Origin of the sequence: uncultured Campylobacter sp. (genome assembly GCF_938045205.1) — a bacterium.
GTDB lineage: Bacteria > Campylobacterota > Campylobacteria > Campylobacterales > Campylobacteraceae > Campylobacter_B.
Map to the genome: position 1 here is coordinate 1 of NZ_CALIMY010000006.1, position 17,273 is coordinate 17,273.

The 17,273-nt window shown below is 50.4% G+C and carries 14 protein-coding genes and 1 pseudogene; 7 read left to right on the forward strand and 8 right to left on the reverse strand.

Features of this window, described 5'->3' with window-relative positions; all coding sequences use genetic code 11:
- Positions 1-914 (forward strand): annotated as a pseudogene (locus Q0198_RS00360) (hypothetical protein); the annotation flags it as partial.
- A gap of 117 nt (positions 915-1,031) precedes the next feature.
- On the opposite strand, the gene Q0198_RS00365 reads toward Q0198_RS00360, so the two are convergent.
- From Q0198_RS00365 to ileS, 7 genes are all read right to left on the reverse strand, one after another.
- Positions 1,032-1,697: a ThiF family adenylyltransferase gene (locus tag Q0198_RS00365; protein WP_297893704.1), complete on the reverse strand. Its 666-nt coding sequence runs from the start codon at positions 1,695-1,697 to the stop codon at positions 1,032-1,034.
- Positions 1,694-2,866 (reverse strand): carbon-nitrogen hydrolase family protein, encoded by a 1,173-nt coding sequence (locus Q0198_RS00370; protein WP_297893708.1) that lies wholly within the window; start codon positions 2,864-2,866, stop codon positions 1,694-1,696. Before Q0198_RS00370 ends, Q0198_RS00365 begins: the two co-directional genes overlap by 4 nt.
- A 9-nt stretch (positions 2,867-2,875) precedes the next feature.
- On the reverse strand, positions 2,876-3,061 hold the full coding sequence (gene xseB, locus Q0198_RS00375; protein WP_297893712.1) for an exodeoxyribonuclease VII small subunit: 186 nt from the start codon (positions 3,059-3,061) through the stop codon (positions 2,876-2,878).
- Complete coding sequence (locus tag Q0198_RS00380; protein ID WP_297893715.1) at positions 3,051-4,157, reverse strand: homoserine O-acetyltransferase; 1,107 nt, start codon at positions 4,155-4,157, stop codon at positions 3,051-3,053. Before Q0198_RS00380 ends, xseB begins: the two co-directional genes overlap by 11 nt.
- Positions 4,154-5,605 (reverse strand): IMP dehydrogenase, encoded by a 1,452-nt coding sequence (gene guaB, locus Q0198_RS00385; protein ID WP_177386726.1) that lies wholly within the window; start codon positions 5,603-5,605, stop codon positions 4,154-4,156. The genes Q0198_RS00380 and guaB overlap by 4 nt, the downstream gene beginning before the upstream one ends.
- A gap of 2 nt (positions 5,606-5,607) precedes the next feature.
- Entirely contained in the window at positions 5,608-6,966 is a 1,359-nt protein-coding gene (gatA, locus tag Q0198_RS00390; protein ID WP_297893718.1) for an Asp-tRNA(Asn)/Glu-tRNA(Gln) amidotransferase subunit GatA, read from the reverse strand.
- Positions 6,967-7,062: 96 nt separating this feature from the next.
- Positions 7,063-9,822, reverse strand: coding sequence for an isoleucine--tRNA ligase (gene ileS / locus Q0198_RS00395; protein WP_297893720.1), 2,760 nt, complete (start codon positions 9,820-9,822; stop codon positions 7,063-7,065).
- A 118-nt stretch (positions 9,823-9,940) separates the two neighbouring features.
- On the opposite strand from ileS, the gene Q0198_RS00400 reads away from it, so the two are divergent.
- From Q0198_RS00400 to Q0198_RS00410, 3 genes are all read left to right on the forward strand, one after another.
- Entirely contained in the window at positions 9,941-11,071 is a 1,131-nt protein-coding gene (locus Q0198_RS00400) for a CinA family protein (RefSeq protein ID WP_297893722.1), read from the forward strand.
- Positions 11,072-11,082: 11 nt separating this feature from the next.
- A complete protein-coding gene (locus tag Q0198_RS00405; protein ID WP_297893725.1) occupies positions 11,083-11,916 on the forward strand; it encodes a hypothetical protein in 834 nt (277 codons plus the stop codon).
- A gap of 559 nt (positions 11,917-12,475) precedes the next feature.
- Positions 12,476-13,006: an NAD(P)H-dependent oxidoreductase gene (locus tag Q0198_RS00410; RefSeq protein WP_297893728.1), complete on the forward strand. Its 531-nt coding sequence runs from the start codon at positions 12,476-12,478 to the stop codon at positions 13,004-13,006.
- A 71-nt stretch (positions 13,007-13,077) separates the two neighbouring features.
- Here Q0198_RS00410 and Q0198_RS00415 read toward each other — a convergent pair whose 3' ends face one another.
- Entirely contained in the window at positions 13,078-13,251 is a 174-nt protein-coding gene (locus Q0198_RS00415; RefSeq protein WP_297893731.1) for a hypothetical protein, read from the reverse strand.
- Positions 13,252-13,286: 35 nt separating this feature from the next.
- Between Q0198_RS00415 and Q0198_RS00420 the strand changes: the two genes are divergently transcribed.
- The 3 genes from Q0198_RS00420 to Q0198_RS00430 all read left to right on the forward strand — a co-directional run bounded on the left by Q0198_RS00420 (position 13,287) and on the right by Q0198_RS00430 (position 17,170).
- On the forward strand, positions 13,287-14,216 hold the full coding sequence (locus Q0198_RS00420; protein WP_297893734.1) for an aspartate carbamoyltransferase catalytic subunit: 930 nt from the start codon (positions 13,287-13,289) through the stop codon (positions 14,214-14,216).
- On the forward strand, positions 14,213-15,493 hold the full coding sequence (locus Q0198_RS00425; protein ID WP_297893737.1) for a dihydroorotase: 1,281 nt from the start codon (positions 14,213-14,215) through the stop codon (positions 15,491-15,493). The genes Q0198_RS00420 and Q0198_RS00425 overlap by 4 nt, the downstream gene beginning before the upstream one ends.
- Before the next feature lie 648 nt (positions 15,494-16,141).
- Positions 16,142-17,170 (forward strand): hypothetical protein, encoded by a 1,029-nt coding sequence (locus tag Q0198_RS00430; RefSeq protein WP_297893739.1) that lies wholly within the window; start codon positions 16,142-16,144, stop codon positions 17,168-17,170.
- Positions 17,171-17,273 lie beyond the last annotated feature (103 nt).

Sequence of the window (17,273 nt, forward strand, 5' to 3'; positions counted from 1 at the left end):
TAGGTGCGGATATACATAAAAAAGACGAATACAAGCTATCCGCTATGGCTTATGCTATAGAAAATAATGCTACTAAAGCGGTAAGACTGCTTTTAGACAACGGCGTTAAATTTGAAGAGGCGGAGGTCGTTAGAAATAGGCTGCTTCCGCCGAATTATAACCATATAAAATCTTTGCAAATAAGTGACGATGGAAATTTTACGTTGATTTATGATACCGACTACCCTATGATTAGTATAGGAGAGCCGAATTATTTCTTTTCATATCTTACGAATACGAATATGTATGAGATAGCAAAGATGGCGTTAGAAAGCGGCTACAAGCCATATATTTGGAAATTTCAAAACTCTACGGTAGGTCTAAGGTACGGAAACGATATTAAAAAGGTCGTGCCTGAAGGAATATTAAATGATAAAGCGGAACCGACGGACGGATTTGATATTACCGAATATGATTTTTCATTGTATGATACATTTCCGGGCACTCCAAATTACGAACCGATTTTAAAGCTGCTTATGCAGTATAACGTAGGTGGACAACCGAGTCCGGAATTTCTAAAACGAAAATATGATGATTGTCATAGAAACTATATATATAGTTTGGATAGTTATTATAAAATAAACTACGATGCAACTTATTATATACCTAAAAGTGAAATTTCGCTTATAACGACGGTATATCGCAAATATTGCAAAGATAGAAATTCTACATTTAAAGATGTTTATGAATATACGAAATTTGCAAGCGAGTTAAATGAAATGGAAGCGGTATCCATCCATATGTATACCAGAGATAAAGACGGTCGTAAGCTTGATCGGCCGTATAAAGATAATTTAAAAAAGCTGGATAAATATATAGATGAGATCCCATCCGATGAGATAAAAAATGCAATAAAAGAATCTTATGAAAACTAGATATTAAGGAGAGTGAAATGACAGAAGAAGAGTTAAATCAACATACTCAAAGTTAGCTTTTTGATATAAAGTCAACCCACAAGCTCGGGCTTAAATTTAAACTAGCCCGAGCCAAAACTACAATTTTATCTTCCTAACTTCCAGCTCGCCGCCGAAAAAGTTCGCGTAGTAAAGCAGGTCTTTTTCGACCTCGAGCCCCGCTAGATAGCGCAGAGCGAGGTTTGCCTCAAAGCTCGCCGCAAACATCACGATCGCAGCCGTTATGCCCGCAGGCGTCGCGTTTAGGCTCGGGAAAAATTTAAAATCCGCATTCTGCACGAAGCAGACTTGGCACTGCCAGCTGTCCACCGACGCGAACACCCACGGCACGCCTATTTGCTTAGCAAATGCATCGATCTGCGCGCGCGTAGCGAGATTATCGGTCGCATCCAAAATGAGATCAAATTTCTCGCCCGAGCCTATCGCGCTAGCGAAAAATTCCTCCGCGCGGCTCTTATGCACCTCGACGCTCACGCCGTCGTAGCGGCTTTCCGTGCGGCTTTTAAAAACGTCCGCTTTAAATTTGCCCTCGTCTTCGAGTGTGAATAAAATTTGCCTGTGGATGTTGTGAAGCGCCACCGTATCGAAATCCACGACGCTGATTCGCCCGATGCCGCTTGCGCCCAGAGCGTAAGAAAGGCTGCTTCCAAGCCCGCCTGCGCCGATGATTAGGATGCGCTTATCCGCAAGCGCGCGCTGCGTCTGCTCGCCCCAAAGCTGGATCTGTCTGTGAAAGTAGTTCATAAAAGCCCCCTGCCGACTAGATTTTTTCGGAATTTCCACAGCCCGCGCGCCGCAGCGATCTCGTCCGCGTCCACTTCGCACATCAGCACGCCCTCTTCGTTTTTCAGCTCGTTTGCGATCTCGCCGCTAGGGGTTACGACGAAGCTCTCGCCGTAAAATTTAAACTCGCTTTCGCCGAATTTCGCCTCGCCGATGCGGTTGGCGCGGATGACGTAGAGCGAGTTCGTAAACGCGCGCATCTTCAAAAGCTCGCGCCAGCGTCCGCCGCTTTCGAAGGTCGAGGCGCACGGCACGAGCACGCAGCCGACGTTTTTCTGCATAAAATAGCGCCAAAATACGTCAAAATGCGCCTCATAGCCGAAGCAGACGCCGAATTTCACGCCGCCCTCGCTAAAGATCATCGGCGAAATTTTACCGATTTTGCGGCTTTTGCGGTTGGCGAAAAAACCATCTTCGTTCCAGTGCGGATAGTCCATCAGGATATTTTGATCGTAAAATTTCACCTCCGAGGGCGAAAATTTCGCGCAGGATTTCACCCAGATGGGCTCGTTTTCGCTCGCGCAAAAGATCTCCTCTTCGCTCGCGTCTTTTTGGCTTTCGGCTTTTAAATCTGAAGCGTTCGAGTTACTCGGGATCGGAGCGCTTAAATTTAAACCGTCCGCGGAATTTGCGGCTTTGAAATTTAAAGCGTGCGCGCCGCAGGAATTTAAGCCGCCTTTGCAATTCTGCTCGTTTTTGGAATTTAAAGTGCCTTTAGAATTTGAACCATCGTTGGAATTTAAATCGCTCTTGGAATTTAGCTCGCTCTTGCAACCAGGCTTGCTTTTAAGGCTTACGGAATTTTCGCCGCAGCGTGCGCTTTTTTGAGTCGCGCCGCCGAAAATGCCCGCTTCCCTCAAAATCGCGCCGCTAGCGGCTCTGATTATTGGCGCTACGATATGTAGGTCGTATTTGGCAGCCAGCCGCGCCATCAGCTCCTGCTTATGCTCGCTCTGTTCGCACGCGATGGAGCGGGGCATCTTTTTAAGCTCGCTAAAGAAGGAATTTAGCTCATATTCGCCCAGCAGCACGATCCGCGCGCCGTTGTCTTTGGCGACCTTCATATAGTAATCGATCCGATTTTCGCTCATCGAAAGCGTCGGTAGCTGTAAAACGCATACATTTATCATCGTCGCCTCCTAAGCCTGCTCGGGCGCGTTTATTTCGGCAACCTCGAGCTTGGCGTTTTCTAAAATTTCCTTCGCCTCCTTTAGCAGCGCGACGCCCTGTTTATACAGCTTTACGCTCTCTTCTAGGCTTAGATCCTTCTCGTTTAGGCTCTTTAAAAGCGCGCTAATCTTCTCCATTTTTTCTTCAAAACTCATCCAAAATCCTTTTTATGATGTAATCAAATTTTTCTATCTCGACCAAAAACGCGTCGTGTCCGTAGTCGCTGTCGATCTGCGCGTAGCTCGCGCGATCCTTTTTGCCCAGATCGCTCATCGCATCGTAAATTTCTTTCATTAGCCCCGGCGGAAAGAGCACGTCGCCCTTGAAAGAGATGAGGTGCAGGCGCGATCTGATCTGCGCGCAGGCGTTTTTGAGATTGCCGTAGTGGCGCGTGCAATCAAATATATTCATCATCTTAGCGATGTAGAGATAGCACAGCGGATCGAACCTGCGCGCGAAATTTTCGCCGTTGTATTCAAGGTAGCGATCCACCTGAAAGCGCCCGTTGATCTCGTAAAGACCGTCGGTTTCAACGTAGTTGCGCCCAAATTTATCCTGCATCGAACTTGGGCTTAAAAAACTTATATGCCCCGCCATGCGCCCTACCGCCATGCCGTCAAGCCCGCGCTCGGCGATCAGATTTTTATCGTAGTTGCCGTTTTTAAAGCTCGGATCGCGCAAGATGGCCTCGGTCGCGATCTTATTAAACGCGATCGCCCAAGGCTGCGTAGCGTAGGTGCTTGCGAGTACGAAAATTTCATCCGCAAATTCCGGATATTCGATCGCATAGCACAGCGCCTGCATGCCGCCTAGGCTGCCGCCGATAACGGCGCGGGCGCGGGCGATGCCGAGGCGCTTTAAAAGCATCATCTGCGCGCGCACGACGTCTGAGACGACCACTACCGGAAAGCGCAAGCGGTACTCGCGGCCTCTGCTTTCATCGACATCGAGCGGGCATGTCGAGCCAAACGGCGAAGCTAAAATGTTTATGCAGATGACGAAAAATTTTGTCGTATCGACCGCTTTATGATCGCCGATGAGCCCGTCCCACCAGCCGGGCTTAACGTCGCCTTCGTAAAGTCCCGCGGCGTGCGCGGAGCCGGTTAGGGCGTGGCAGATGACGATGACGTTTGATTTGTCCGGGTTTAGCTCGCCGTAGGTTTCATAGGCGAGCTTGAAGTTGGAAAAGACGCGGCCGCTCTCTAGATAGAGCGGCTCGTCAAAATTTTGAATTTTACTTTGAAGGATCACTGATTGACTCGGTAATTCGGCGCTTCCTGCGTGATGATGACGTCGTGGACGTGGCTTTCTTTAAGACCTGCGCTCGTGATCTCGACGAATTCCGCCTTTTGCTGAAAGGTCGCGATATCCTTGCTGCCGCAGTATCCCATCGAGCTTCGCAAGCCGCCTAGCAGCTGAAAGATCACGTCTTTTAACATGCCCGCGTAAGGTACGCGCCCCTCGACGCCCTCGGGTACGAGCTTTTCTTTTGCGGTGCCGTCTTGAAAGTAGCGATCCGAGCTTCCCTTCTGCATCGCCGCTAAGGAGCCCATGCCGCGGTAGGTTTTGTACTGGCGGCCCTGAAACGTAATGAGCTCGCCCGGGGTTTCGTAGCAGCCCGCAAGCAGGCTTCCCATCATCACCGAGCTTGCGCCCGCAGCTAGAGCTTTGGCGATGTCGCCCGAGTATTTGATGCCGCCGTCTGCGATGATCGGAATTCCAAATTTAGCCGCCTCGATCGCGCAATCGTTGATCGCGGTAAACTGCGGCACGCCCACGCCCGCTACGATGCGCGTAGTGCAGATCGAGCCCGGGCCGATACCTACTTTAATCGCGTCTGCTCCCGCGTTTGCGATATCCTTTATGCTGGCGGGGTTTGCGACGTTTCCGACCACTACGTCCACGTCAAAATTTCGCTTCAGCTCCTTAAGCGTGTCGATAATGCCTTTGGAGTGTCCGTGCGCGGAGTCCATCACAAGCGCATCGACGCCCGCTTTGACGAGAGCTTCGGCTCTTTGCAGATGGCCTACGCCAATCGCCGCGGCGACGCGAAGGCGGCCGAATTTGTCTTTATTAGCGCTTGGATATTCGATGCGCTTTTTAAGATCTTTAATCGTAATAAGCCCTTCTAAATGGCCGTTTGCGTCGATTATCGGAAGCTTTTCTACCTTATTGTTTCTAAAAATTTTCTCTGCGTCATCAAGCGTGCAACCCTTCGGAGCGGTAATTAGTGGAGCCTTGGTCATCTTTTCGCCCACAAGCGCGGCGGTGTCTGTTTCAAAGCGCAGGTCGCGATTGGTCAAAATTCCAATCAGCACGCCGTTGTCGTCGATAACGGGAATGCCGCTGATATGGTACTCGCTCATCAGATCGAGAGCGTCTTTGATCGTGGCGTCCGCCTTGATCGAGATAGGATCGATTATGACGCCGCTTTCGCTCTTTTTTACGCGGCGAACCATCTTGGCTTGGGAGTCCTCGTCCATATTTTTATGGATCACGCCGATGCCGCCGAGGCGTGCCATCATTATCGCAGTGCGGTACTCGGTGACCGTATCCATTGCAGCACTCACGAGAGGGGTATTTAGCGTGATATTTTTCGTAAAACTCGTGCTGATATCGACCTCTTTGGGTAAAATTTCAGAGTATTGCGGTACCAACAAAACATCCTCGAAGGTCAGAGCCTTTTTGACGATCTTCATACTTATCCTTTCACGATTTTTTCTAAACTCAAGCCGCCGTCCAGCACCGTTTGTTCGTCGTAAGCGCGCCCGATGAGCTGCGCACTGATATTAAGAGCCTCTTTGTTTTTCGCTACCGGCACGGAGATTGCGGGAAGCCCCGCTAAATTTACACCGATCGTGTAGATGTCGCTAAGATACGCGCGAAGCGGATCGCTAAGCTCGCCGAATTTATACGCCACGCCCGGCGCAATCGGCATAAAGATCAAATCGGCGTCTTTTAAAATTTCCTCATATTCGCTTTTGATGAAGGCTCTTGCCTTCTGCGCTTTGATGTAATACGCGTCGTAGTAGCCGCTGCTTAGCACGAAGGTGCCTAGAAGCATACGGCGCTTGACCTCGTCGCCAAATCCTTCGCCGCGGGTGTTGGCGTAGAGCTCTTTTAAATTTAGAGCCTTTGCGCGGTTTCCGTAGCGCACGCCGTCGTAGCGACTTAAATTTGCGCTAGCCTCGGCGGTTGCGATGATGTAGTAGGTCGCTATGTCGTATTTGGAGCTGCAAAGATCGCGATAAACGATCTCGTGTCCGAATGATTTTAGCTTTTCTATAGTCAAATTTAGAGCCTCTTTGACCTGCTGCGAGGCTTCGTCAATATAATTTTTTATAACGGCGATCTTAAGCTTGCGATCGGCGTTTAGCTTATCCGCGGTGCTTTCGTAAGCGCCCGCGTAGCTCGTGCTATCCATCTCGTCGCGGCCTGCGATGATGTCGTATAAGATCGCCGCGTCCTCGACGCTGCGCGTGATCGGTCCTATCTGATCGAGGCTGCTCGAATACGCTGCAAGCCCGTAGCGGCTGACTCTGCCGTAGCTCGGCTTAAAGCCTACGCAGCCGCAAAATGCCGCCGGCTGGCGGATCGAGCCGCCCGTATCGCTTCCGAGTGCGGCTATGGCGATATTTGCCGCTACGGCAGCCGCGCTTCCACCGCTACTGCCGCCGGGTACGCGCGAGTGATCGGTCGGATTGAGAGTTTTGCCGTAGAATGAGCTTTCGGTCGTGCTTCCCATCGCAAACTCATCCATATTCGTTCGCCCAAACGGCGCCAAACCGCGCTCGCGTAGCTTTTTAATCACCGTCGCGTCGTATGGCGCAACATAGCCTTGCAAAATTTTGCTCGCCGAAGTGACACTCCAATCTTTTACCTGAATGTTATCTTTGATCGCGATCGGAATCCCTTCGCCGCTGATGTTTAGAGCCTCGCCCGTAAGCTGCTCGACGTAGGCGCCGAGCTCTTTGGTTTTTAAAATTTTATCCTTTAGCTCCGCTCTAAGCGCCGAAATTTCATCCGCGCTCAGCTTTAGAGCCTCTTTCAAACTTATCATCTGCCATCCTTAAATTTATTCACGAAATAGATCCCCACGCCCGTTGCTACGCAGATCAGCGCGATCGTAAAAAATACGAAGCCGAGACTTATGGGACTAGCGAGCATGCATGACCTTTGCGCAGCGCGGGCAGAGCTCATCAGGCTCTTTTGCGTTAAATTTCCAGCATCTCGGGCATTTGTGTTTAGAGGATTTTACGAGGCGGAAAATTTCGTCGTTTATCTTAAACTCCGCCAGAGCCTCCTCGCTTTGCAGAGTGTCCACGTCGCTTACCATAAACCAATCCGCCACGCCTAGGATGTCGTTTGATAAAATTTCGTTCGAGCTCGTCTGCAAAACCAGCTCAAGCGTCGATTTGATGATCTTGTCCTTTTTAAGCGCGTCGATAAGCTCGAAAAATTTCTCCCTCGATTTGATTAGAATTTCGTCAAATTCTATGAAATCGTCAAATTCTATCGGCTTGTAGATCAGATCAAAAACGTCTTCCTTGCCCTCTTTGATGATATTCGGCGCAAACTGCATCACTTCGTCGATCGTGTAGGTTAGCGTAGGAGCGATCAGAGGCAGCAGCGCTCGCGTAATCAGTGCGATCGCGCTTTGCGCGCTTCTACGGCGCGGCTCGTCGGGTGCGTCGCAGTAGAGCCTGTCTTTGCAAATATCAAGATAAATTCCGCTCAGATCGGCGCTTAAGAAATTTAGCAAGGCGTTGAAGCCTTTTGAAAAATCATAGTTTCTAAACGCCGCTTCCGCGCTCGAAAAGGCGTTTGCCGCGCGCGTTAGGATCCAGCGGTCAAGCCGCGTAAAATTACTCGTCTCGATCTCATTTAAATCGCTGGTGCTTGCGAGCATAAATCTTATAGTATTTCGGATTTTGCGGTACTGCTCGCTTACCTGCTTAAGGATATTGTCGCTGATCTTCAGATCGGTCGAGTAATCGCTCATCGCGACCCAAAGGCGTAAAATTTCCACGCCGTGGCTCTTTGCGACCTCTTGCGGATAGACGACGTTTCCGACGGACTTGCTCATCTTTTGACCCTTCTCATCGACGGTAAATCCGTGTGTGAGGATGCTCTTGTACGGCGCGCATTCGTTAATCGCGCAGCTTAGAAGCAGTGAGCTTTGAAACCAGCCGCGGTGTTGGTCGCTGCCCTCAAGATACATATCTGCAGGGAATTTGCCTGCATCGTAGGCGCCGCTTTGTAGCACCGCTTTCCACGTCGAGCCGCTATCGAACCAAACGTCTAAGATATCCATCACCTTTTCTAAATTTTCAGACTTATAGCCGCTATCCTGAGGCAAAAGCTCCGAAATTTCCATCTGCCACCAAGCATCCGCGCCCTTAGCCTTAAAAATTTCGTAGATATTATTTAAAATTTTTTCGTCGAATATTGGCTCTTTGGTGCTTTTATCGCGGAAAAACGCGATCGGCACGCCCCAATCTCTTTGGCGCGAGATACACCAATCGGGGCGGTTTTCTATCATCGAGCTTAGGCGGTTGATGCCGCTTTGCGGATAAAATTTAACCTTTTCGATCTCTTCTAATGCCACTTGGCGCAGCGTTTTGCCGCTGAGTTTAGGCTCGTCCATCGCGATAAACCACTGCTTCGTCGCGCGGTAGATCACCGGCTTGTGCGTGCGCCAGCAGTGCGGATAGGAGTGGACGAATTTACCGGATTTGATAAGCGCAGGGCCTAAAAGCTGTAAAATTCTCTCGTTTGCTTTGAAAATATGCATCCCTACGAGCTCATCTACGACGTCTGCGCGGAAGAGTTTTTTGGTTTTAAGAGTTTGATCGAAACAGCCGCCCTCATCCACCGGCATCAGCACTTCGATGCCGTATTTAAGCCCTACGAAATAATCGTCCTCGCCGTGCCCCGGAGCCGTATGCACGAGCCCGGTGCCGCCGTCCATCAGGACGTGCTCGCCGAGGATAAATTTCGAAGCCCTATCGTTTAGAGGGTTGATCGCGTTTAAGCCTTCAAGCTCGGCAGCCTTAAATTCTTTTACGATCTCGCCCCTCGTGATGCCCAGGCTTACGAGGCTTTCGACCAAAGGTTTTGCAAAGATTAAATTTTCGCTCGTCAGCGCGTAAATTTCATTCGGGTTCAAAGATATCGCGCCGTTTGCGGGCAGCGTCCAAGGCGTGGTCGTCCAGATGACCGCTTTGGCGCCTTTCGCGCCTATTTTAGCGTTCGCTTCGTCACTCAGATCGAACGCCACGAAGATCGAGTAGTCCTCTTTGTCTTTGTATTCGACCTCGGCTTCTGCGAGCGCGCTCTTTGCCGCCCAGCTCCAAAACACGGGCTTTGAGCGCTCGATTAGAATTCCTTTTTTTGCGATCTGGCAGAGCGCCTTGTAAATTTCAGCCTCAAACTCAAATTTTAGTGTCAGATACGGGTCGTCCCAGTCGCCCAAAATCCCCATATCTTTAAATTCATTGCGCTGCACGTCGATAAATTCTTTGGCGTGCTGTCTGCAAAGCTCGCGGATCTGCACTTTTGAAAGCGATTTTTTCTGCTCACCTAGTTTGATCTCTACTTGCTGCTCGATCGGCAGGCCGTGGCAGTCCCAACCCGGCACGTAGCGGATCTCCTCGCCGAAGAAATAATGGGTTTTGGTGATGATGTCTTTTAAAATTTTATTCAGTGCGTGGCCGATGTGGAGGTGTCCGTTGGCATACGGCGGGCCGTCGTGGATATTGAAGCTGACGCTTGCGCCCCTGCGTTTAGCCTTCATCTTTTCGTAAATTTTACGCTCGTCGTACCATGCCTTAAACCGCGCAGGTTCGTTTTGCGGCAGTGCGCCTCGCATCGCAAAATCCGTAGTAGGAAGAAAGAGAGTATCTTTGTAGTCCATATTTGTACCTTTTCGTGTCTTAAAAAATTTGTGAAGTTTATCCAAAACGCCATTAAAAAGCTCTGAAAGAGCAGTCTGCGTTTATGCTATAATGTGCGAAAATTTAATGAGGGTCTTTATGAAAAATATTATCCTTGTAATCGGCGAGGAGATCCGCTACGACGCGGCTTTGATGAGCTATATTTCTCGCAGCTACGAACGAGTTTTCGGGCGGATCGACGATCTGAAATTCTTAAGCGAAAACGATAAGGTTTTGCCCTTCGCGCTTGAAAAGATGATCGATTCATACGATTTTATCACGATCTTTGCGGCAAACTCCGCCTACGCGGTCGTAGGTAAAATTTTATCGACGCTCTCTTTCGATTCGCTTGAGCTGAAAAACGGAGAAACCCTAGCGCCCTCGATGGCGCGCACGGTGGCGAAAAACAGCTTCCTGCTAAACGTCAGAGGCTGCTCGGTAAACGTTATCAAGGCACTTTGCTTGCAAAGCCTGCCGCCAATCCTTCAAGACGCGCCGAACGCGGGCGAGAGCTTCTATCTATTTGATTGCGAATACGAAAGCGTAAAGCAGCGCCTAGAAAGCCTTGCGATCAGTTATAAAATTTCGCTTACGATCAGTAGGCCCAGCTCCTTTTTGCTGCTAGTGCGCGCCAGTGCGATGAAATTCGGAGCGTTGGACGCGTTTTTGCAGAGCGTCGGCAAGTATTATGAGAGCTGCTACATCGAAGGCGGCGATTTTATGGGCTTCGTGGTGGATAGACTGCGCGAAATAGGCGCTAAGATCACTTTTGCCGAAAGCTGCACCGCAGGGCTCATCGCCGCAAAATTCGGCGCGGTTGCGGGCGTGAGCGACGTTTTTGACGGTTCGCTCGTAAGCTACGCCAACGAGATAAAAAATCTCTGGCTCAACGTAGGCGAAGATACGCTCGCTCGCTACGGCGCGGTCAGCGCGCAGACCGTGGGCGAGATGCTTGAAGGCGCGCTGCAAAGCAGCGGGGCAAGCTTCGCTCTTGCGGTAAGCGGTATCGCAGGCCCCGGCGGCGGAAGCGCGCAAAAGCCCGTGGGGACGGTCTTCATCGGCGCGAAGGAGCAGGGCGGCAAACAGATCGTCGGGGAATTTCATCTAAAAGGCGATCGAAACTACATCCGCGAACAAAGCGCCGATATCGCTATCTGCTTGCTTTTAAAGCTTAGAAGCGATCTGTTTTTCGGGCGGCTTCCAAGCGCGCCTGCGAGGGATGAAATTTAAAGGAGCGGATTTTGAAAAGACGAATTTTGAAAGGGTGTGGAGGCGATTCGGCGCAGAATTTTATCCGAGCTAGCGGCGAGCGGGGCTTTGAGCGAGAGCAAAATTTTGTTTCGGCAGGCGGTGCGCGAAATTTTACTTCGACGCAGGGCGGGCAGAATTTTACTCGGGCTAGCGACGGGCAAAATTTTATCTCAGCGCAGGGCGGACTAAATTTCATCTCGGCGGGTCGCGCTAGAAATTTTAATTTTATAAACGATTTTAGCTTTTTAAATGCGGTGCGAAATTTTACTTTAGCGCTAGTCGCGGCGTGCGTTTTAAGCGGCTGCGACGGCGGATCAGACGCGCAAGATCGCGAGCAAAGCACGCGTTCGGAACAAAATTTTAGCGCGGGTAATCAAGGGCAAAATTTTAATAAAAGCGCGGGTAGCTCTACGCAAAGCTCCGCGCAAAATTCCGCGCCGCAGGATTTTGAGCGCAAGCAAAACTCCGATCTTAACTCCACGATAGACGAGCTTGCAAACGATGCTAAAGTTTTGGGCGAGGCCTTGCAAAATTTGCAGAAAAAGGCGCCCGAAGCGCTGAACGATTTCGCCGCTCGCAACGCGGACAGGATAGAGGATCTGATAAAGCAGGGCGAGGCGGCGGCGCATGAGGTGGGCAAAAATCTTGATCAAATGGGGCAGAGCCTGCAAGGCATTATCAAGGACGCTAATGAAAGCCTAGGCAAGGTCTTGGAGGGCTTTGGCGTGCAGCCCAGACAGGAGTCGCGCAGCGGACGCTCGCAGGAGCGCGATGATCGCTTGGAGTCTGATGACGAGAGCAGCGGGCAAAGCTTTAGAATTTAAGCGGCGCTAAATTTTACTCAAAATTTTTTGTTGCAACTACCACCCGCAAGGAAGTGGCAAGCCTCCGCAGGAGCGTAACGAGCCTGAACGAAAGGGGGCAGACATTCATAAGAGCGCGATGAGCACCTACAGCCCGACGACGGAACCGATGGCAAGGTTTTATAGTTTAAAGCACGGCTAGATTTCATCTAAATTTTATTTGTTGTGGCAAATGCTTGCAGAGAAGCGATGCTAAATTTTATTAAAATTTCCCATGCGCGGCGGTTTCGTTAAAATTTTACTCGCGCGAGCTTCCGCAATGGTGCGATGAACACTTACAAAAAAGTAGTAAATCTCTGCAAAACGCGACGAGTGCCCCAAGGGCGAGCATTTCTAAATAAAGCGCGAGTAGTGGATGAAAGTTTAGAATTTAAAACTTGCACTCTTTGAGGCTGCTGTAAAGATAAGCAGGTGGCGGCCGGTAAAGCTTTAGAATTTAAGGCTGCTTGCGATAAAACGAGAAAAATTTTACGAAGTAGGGCTATAATGCGCCCCGCAATTTCAAATTTAAAGGATAAAAATGAAAACTCTCATTATTTTGGTTCATCCAAATATTGCAAACTCGCTCGTAAACCGCCACTGGAGGGATTCTGTGCTAGCCCATCCTGATAAGTTCGAGCTTCATGATCTTTACGCGCTTTATGCGGATTTTAAAATCGATGTGGAAAAGGAGCAAAAACTGCTCGAAAGCCACGATAAAATCGTGCTTCAGTTTCCGTTTCGTTTTTCAAACTGCACGCCGCTTCTTAAGCAGTGGTTTGAGGATGTTTTTACGCGCGGCTGGGCTTATGGCGCAGAGAGCGGCGGTAAGCTTAAAGGCAAAAAATTCGCGCTTGCGATCTCGCTTGGCGCGACCGAGGCAAACTATTCTAAAAACGGCATCGTGGGCTTTAGCGTGGATGAGGTGCTAGCGCCATTTAAGGCTACGTTTAATTTCGTCGGCGCGATTGCGCTACCAAATTTCGTCTCATACGGCTTTACTTACGATAAAAGCGAGCAAGCCGTAGAAAATAGCACGAAAAATTATATAAAATATTTAAATCAGCTTTAAATTCTTTGTTTTTCTAGCCGCCCGCTGCGCGTAAAGCTTTAAAATTTTACGTAAGCGGCGCGGCTGATTTTTTAAAATTTTCGCTCAAAAAGCTCGAATTTAATCTCAAAATTTTTAAATTTTACCCCGAAATTCCGCTCGCGCTTCGTATGCGAACTCAAATAAAATTTCAAGCAAAATTCCGCGCCTAAATTTGAGCCCAGCTCTTTAAATTTTAAAATTTTATCAGAGATTTTTTTATACAATTACGACTGAAATTCGGCCCAAAAAAGGAGAGGGAATGTATAAGCTAAAGCATCTTCTTAGCGCGCAGGATCTGAGCCGCGAGGACATCTACGACTTCATCGATCTGGCGCGCGAGTTTAAAGCGCTCAACCGCTCTGACGTCAAAAAATCCGACTCGCTTCGCGGCAAGACGGTCATCAACGCGTTTTTTGAAAACTCCACCCGCACCCGCACGAGCTTTGAGATCGCAGCCAAGCGCCTGGGCGCGGACAGCGTAAATTTCACCGCTGCGGACAGTAGCACGAAAAAGGGCGAGACGCTGATCGACACCATCAGAAATATGCAGGCGATGCGCACGGATATCTTCGTGCTGCGCCACAGCTGCTCGGGCGCGGCGAAATTCGTCGCGGCCAACTGCGACGCATCGATCGTAAATGCAGGCGACGGGCTGAACGAACACCCGAGCCAGGCGCTGCTGGATCTTTTTACGATCAGCGAGCACAAGGGCAGGATCGAGAATTTAAACGTCGCGATCATCGGCGATATATTTCGCTCGCGCGTGGCTAGAAGCGACATCTGGGCGATGCAAAAGCTCGGCATAAACGTGCGGCTCTTCGGCCCTCCGATGATGCTGCGCGACTGCGACGCGTTCGGTTGCCCGATATGCAAAAGCGTAGAGGAGGCGATCGAGGGCGCCGACGTCATCATTATGCTTAGAATACAGCTTGAGCGGCAAGACGGCGAGCCGAGCTTCCCGAGCGTGCGCGAATACTCGAAATTTTTCGGACTTACCGCGAGGCGCATGCAAGCGGCAAAAGAGGGCGTTATGATAATGCACCCCGGTCCGATCAATCGCGGCGTGGAGATTAACTCCGACGTAGCCGACGATCCGCGCTATAGCTGCGTTTTAGATCAGGTAGAAAACGGCGAGGCGATGCGAATGGCGATACTTCATACGATAAATTTAAACAGGAGCGCACGATGAAAATTTTAATAAAAAACGGCACGATCGTTAATCATAACGGCAGCGAGGAAGCGAACGTCCTGATCGAAGGCGATAAAATTTCAAAGATCACGCGCGAGTGTCTCGCCGCAGACCGCGTCATAGACGCTGCGGGCAAGCTCGTAATGCCGGGTCTTATCGATATGCACGTGCATTTTAGAGATCCCGGGCTCGAATACAAAGACGACGTCATCAGCGGCAGCGAAACCGCGGTCGCAGGCGGCGTGACGACCTGCCTTCCGATGGCAAATACTAGGCCCGTAAACGACAACTCCAGCATCACTCGCGCGATGATCGCCAAGGCTAAGGGGCGTGGGCTTATCGATCTACTGCCGATAGGTGCGATCTCGCAGGATTGCAAGGGCGCAAAAATCGTCGAGATGGGCGATATGCTCGAGGCGGGCTGCGTGGCTTTCAGTGACGATGGGCTGCCAGTGACCGACAGCTCCGTGATGCGACAGGCGCTCGAATATTCCGCGCACTTCGGCTCGTTCGTGATAAATCACAGCGAGGATTGCTCGCTTTGTCACGGCGGCGTGATGAACGAGGGCAAGGTCAGCGCAATCCTCGGTCTAAAGGGGATGGCGAGCGAAAAAGAGGAGATCATGATCGCGCGCGATCTGCTGCTTGCCAAAAAGACGGGCGGGCACATCCACATCGCGCACGTAAGCTCGGCGTGGTCGCTCAAGCTCATAAAGCAGGCTAAGCGCGAGGGCATCCGCGTCACCTGCGAGGCTACGCCGCATCACTTCACCTTCGACGAGCGCGAGTTGATGGGATACGATACGAATTTTAAAATGTCGCCGCCGCTTCGCACTCAAAGCGACGTGCAGGCGATCAGAGAGGCGCTTAAAAGCGGTCTGATTGACGCCATCGTGACCGATCACGCTCCGCACAACACCGACGATAAATTCGTCGAATTCGACCACGCGCCGTTTGGAATTTTAGGGCTTCAAACCCTCGTACCGCTTACGCTGCGGCTCGTAAACGAGGGCGTCATCAGCCTTGAAGACATGGCGCGTTTGTGCTCGTTTAACCCGGCTAAAATTCTAAATTTAAAGGACAAGGGCGAGATCAAAGAGGGCCTTTTGGCCGACGTCGCGATCATCGATCCGCAGATTTCCTACGTTTACGACGAGGCGCTAAATAAGTCCAAATCGCGTAACTCACCGCTTTTCGGCAAACAGCTTACGGGCGCTGCGGTATGCACGATCAAAAGCGGCCGCGTGGTCTATGAGTTTCCAAACGTCGTAGCGTAGGGCACTCGCGGCGTAGGACTTGTGATCGGCGGCTTGCGGATGAGCGGCATTTGTAGCATAAACGGAGCGATTGCCTCATTTTAAATTTAGTTAATTTGGGCGCAACGGCTTGCTTTTAAAATTTTGCGGTGCGATCGGTTCATTTTAAATTTGGCGGCAGCGTAGGCACGGCGACTTCTCTTTAAAATTTCATAGCGCGTTTTGCTCGGTATCGGTGCGATCTTTGATCCCGCAGCGTACCGCCCTGGTTAAATTTAGCGACAGCTCACTTTTAAAATTTCATAGTGCGAGCGCGATTGGAATTTTTTAAAGCGGTTTGTCATTTTTAAAGTGCGCGTAAATTTAACGCGCGTCGCCTTGTTTGTGGCATTTGTAGATTTCGGCTTCGGAATTTTATCCGTGCCCGTGCGCGAGCTGCTTTAAATTTATAGCAGCACCTTTTTCGATGCGGCGGCTTTTAAATTTATGTTCGCGGCGGTTGAGAATTCTATCTTTGCGCAGATTGTTTTTGCTTCACGCGCAAATTTTATCGTGATTAAATTTGTCGCTAAGGCGCAAAATTTTAAAATTTTGCCGCCGCTAGCTTTTGGCGCAGAGCATAAATAATCCGCCACATGAACGGGAGCGATCGAAATTTAAAGGATATCTATGAACGGTGAAATATATCTCTCGTGTGCGCTGTGCGTCGCGCTAAAATCAGCTCTGCGCGGCAATCCTAAGCCACTGCCGCAGGATCAAAAATATATAAAATATTTAAATTTTGAGTTTGCAAAGGAGCATTTCCGCACCGCAGAGGGCGCGAGCTGCGCAGTGCAGGACGGCGTAAACGACGCAAGTAAAGCTGCGGAGCAAAAAGATGCGTACGGTGCAGTGCAGGGCAGTGCGACGGACGAAGCCAGAGAAAGCGGCGAGGCAGTGAAACAAAAGCGCACGAACAGAAAAGAAGCGGCAAATGAAAAAGCGGCTAGTAAAAAAGGCGCCGACGAAAGCACGGGCTCGTCGTCTCTGCAAAAGGCGCATAAATTTTTTACCGAGCAAGTCGCGCAAAAAGGGCGCGAGGACGAGCCGATCTCCGCACGGCGGCGTTGGATAGAGCAGTGCCTAAAGCTCGGTCTGAAGGACGCGGGGCTTAGTATTTTAACTTTCGCAAAAGATAGAGCGCTTTTGGGCTTTTCGGGGATGAACGTAAACGGCATCGTTTGCTGCTTCGAGGACTTTGACGGCGTTTTTACGCCTGATTGGAAATACGATCGCGACAAAAAGGCTTGGTATGTGAAATACGTCGAGCGCCTTTGGCGCGGGATGCCGCGGGATGCGCTAAAGGCGCGCGATAACAGCGCAGAATTCGGGAATGTTTTAGTGCAGATCAGGGATTTTGCGAGCAAGATAGGCTGCGAAAATTTCGCGCAGACGTTTGATAATGCGCTTAAGACGCTGCGGGGCGAAGTCCCCGTAGGCGAGTATTACGCCGTTTCGTTTGCAGCGCTGCCGCAGCCGAGCTTGAGGGCATTTGCCGCAGCGGGGATCGCCGATGTATTCGGTGCGATGGGCTCTTGGGACGATGAGCCGCCGTCTATGGCGCAAGAAATGGGGCTCGGGGGCGAATACGACCGCCTCTCGGACGAGCTCTTGGCGCAGAAAAACTTAGCGATTTTGTTTGCGATAAACGGCAATTAAGGCTTTGGCACAAGAGCTAGAAAGCGCGCTAAGCCTCTATCGTCGCAGGCCTATCAAACGCCGTTACGCTCGGCAGTTCGCCTTTAAATTTCTCGATTTGCAC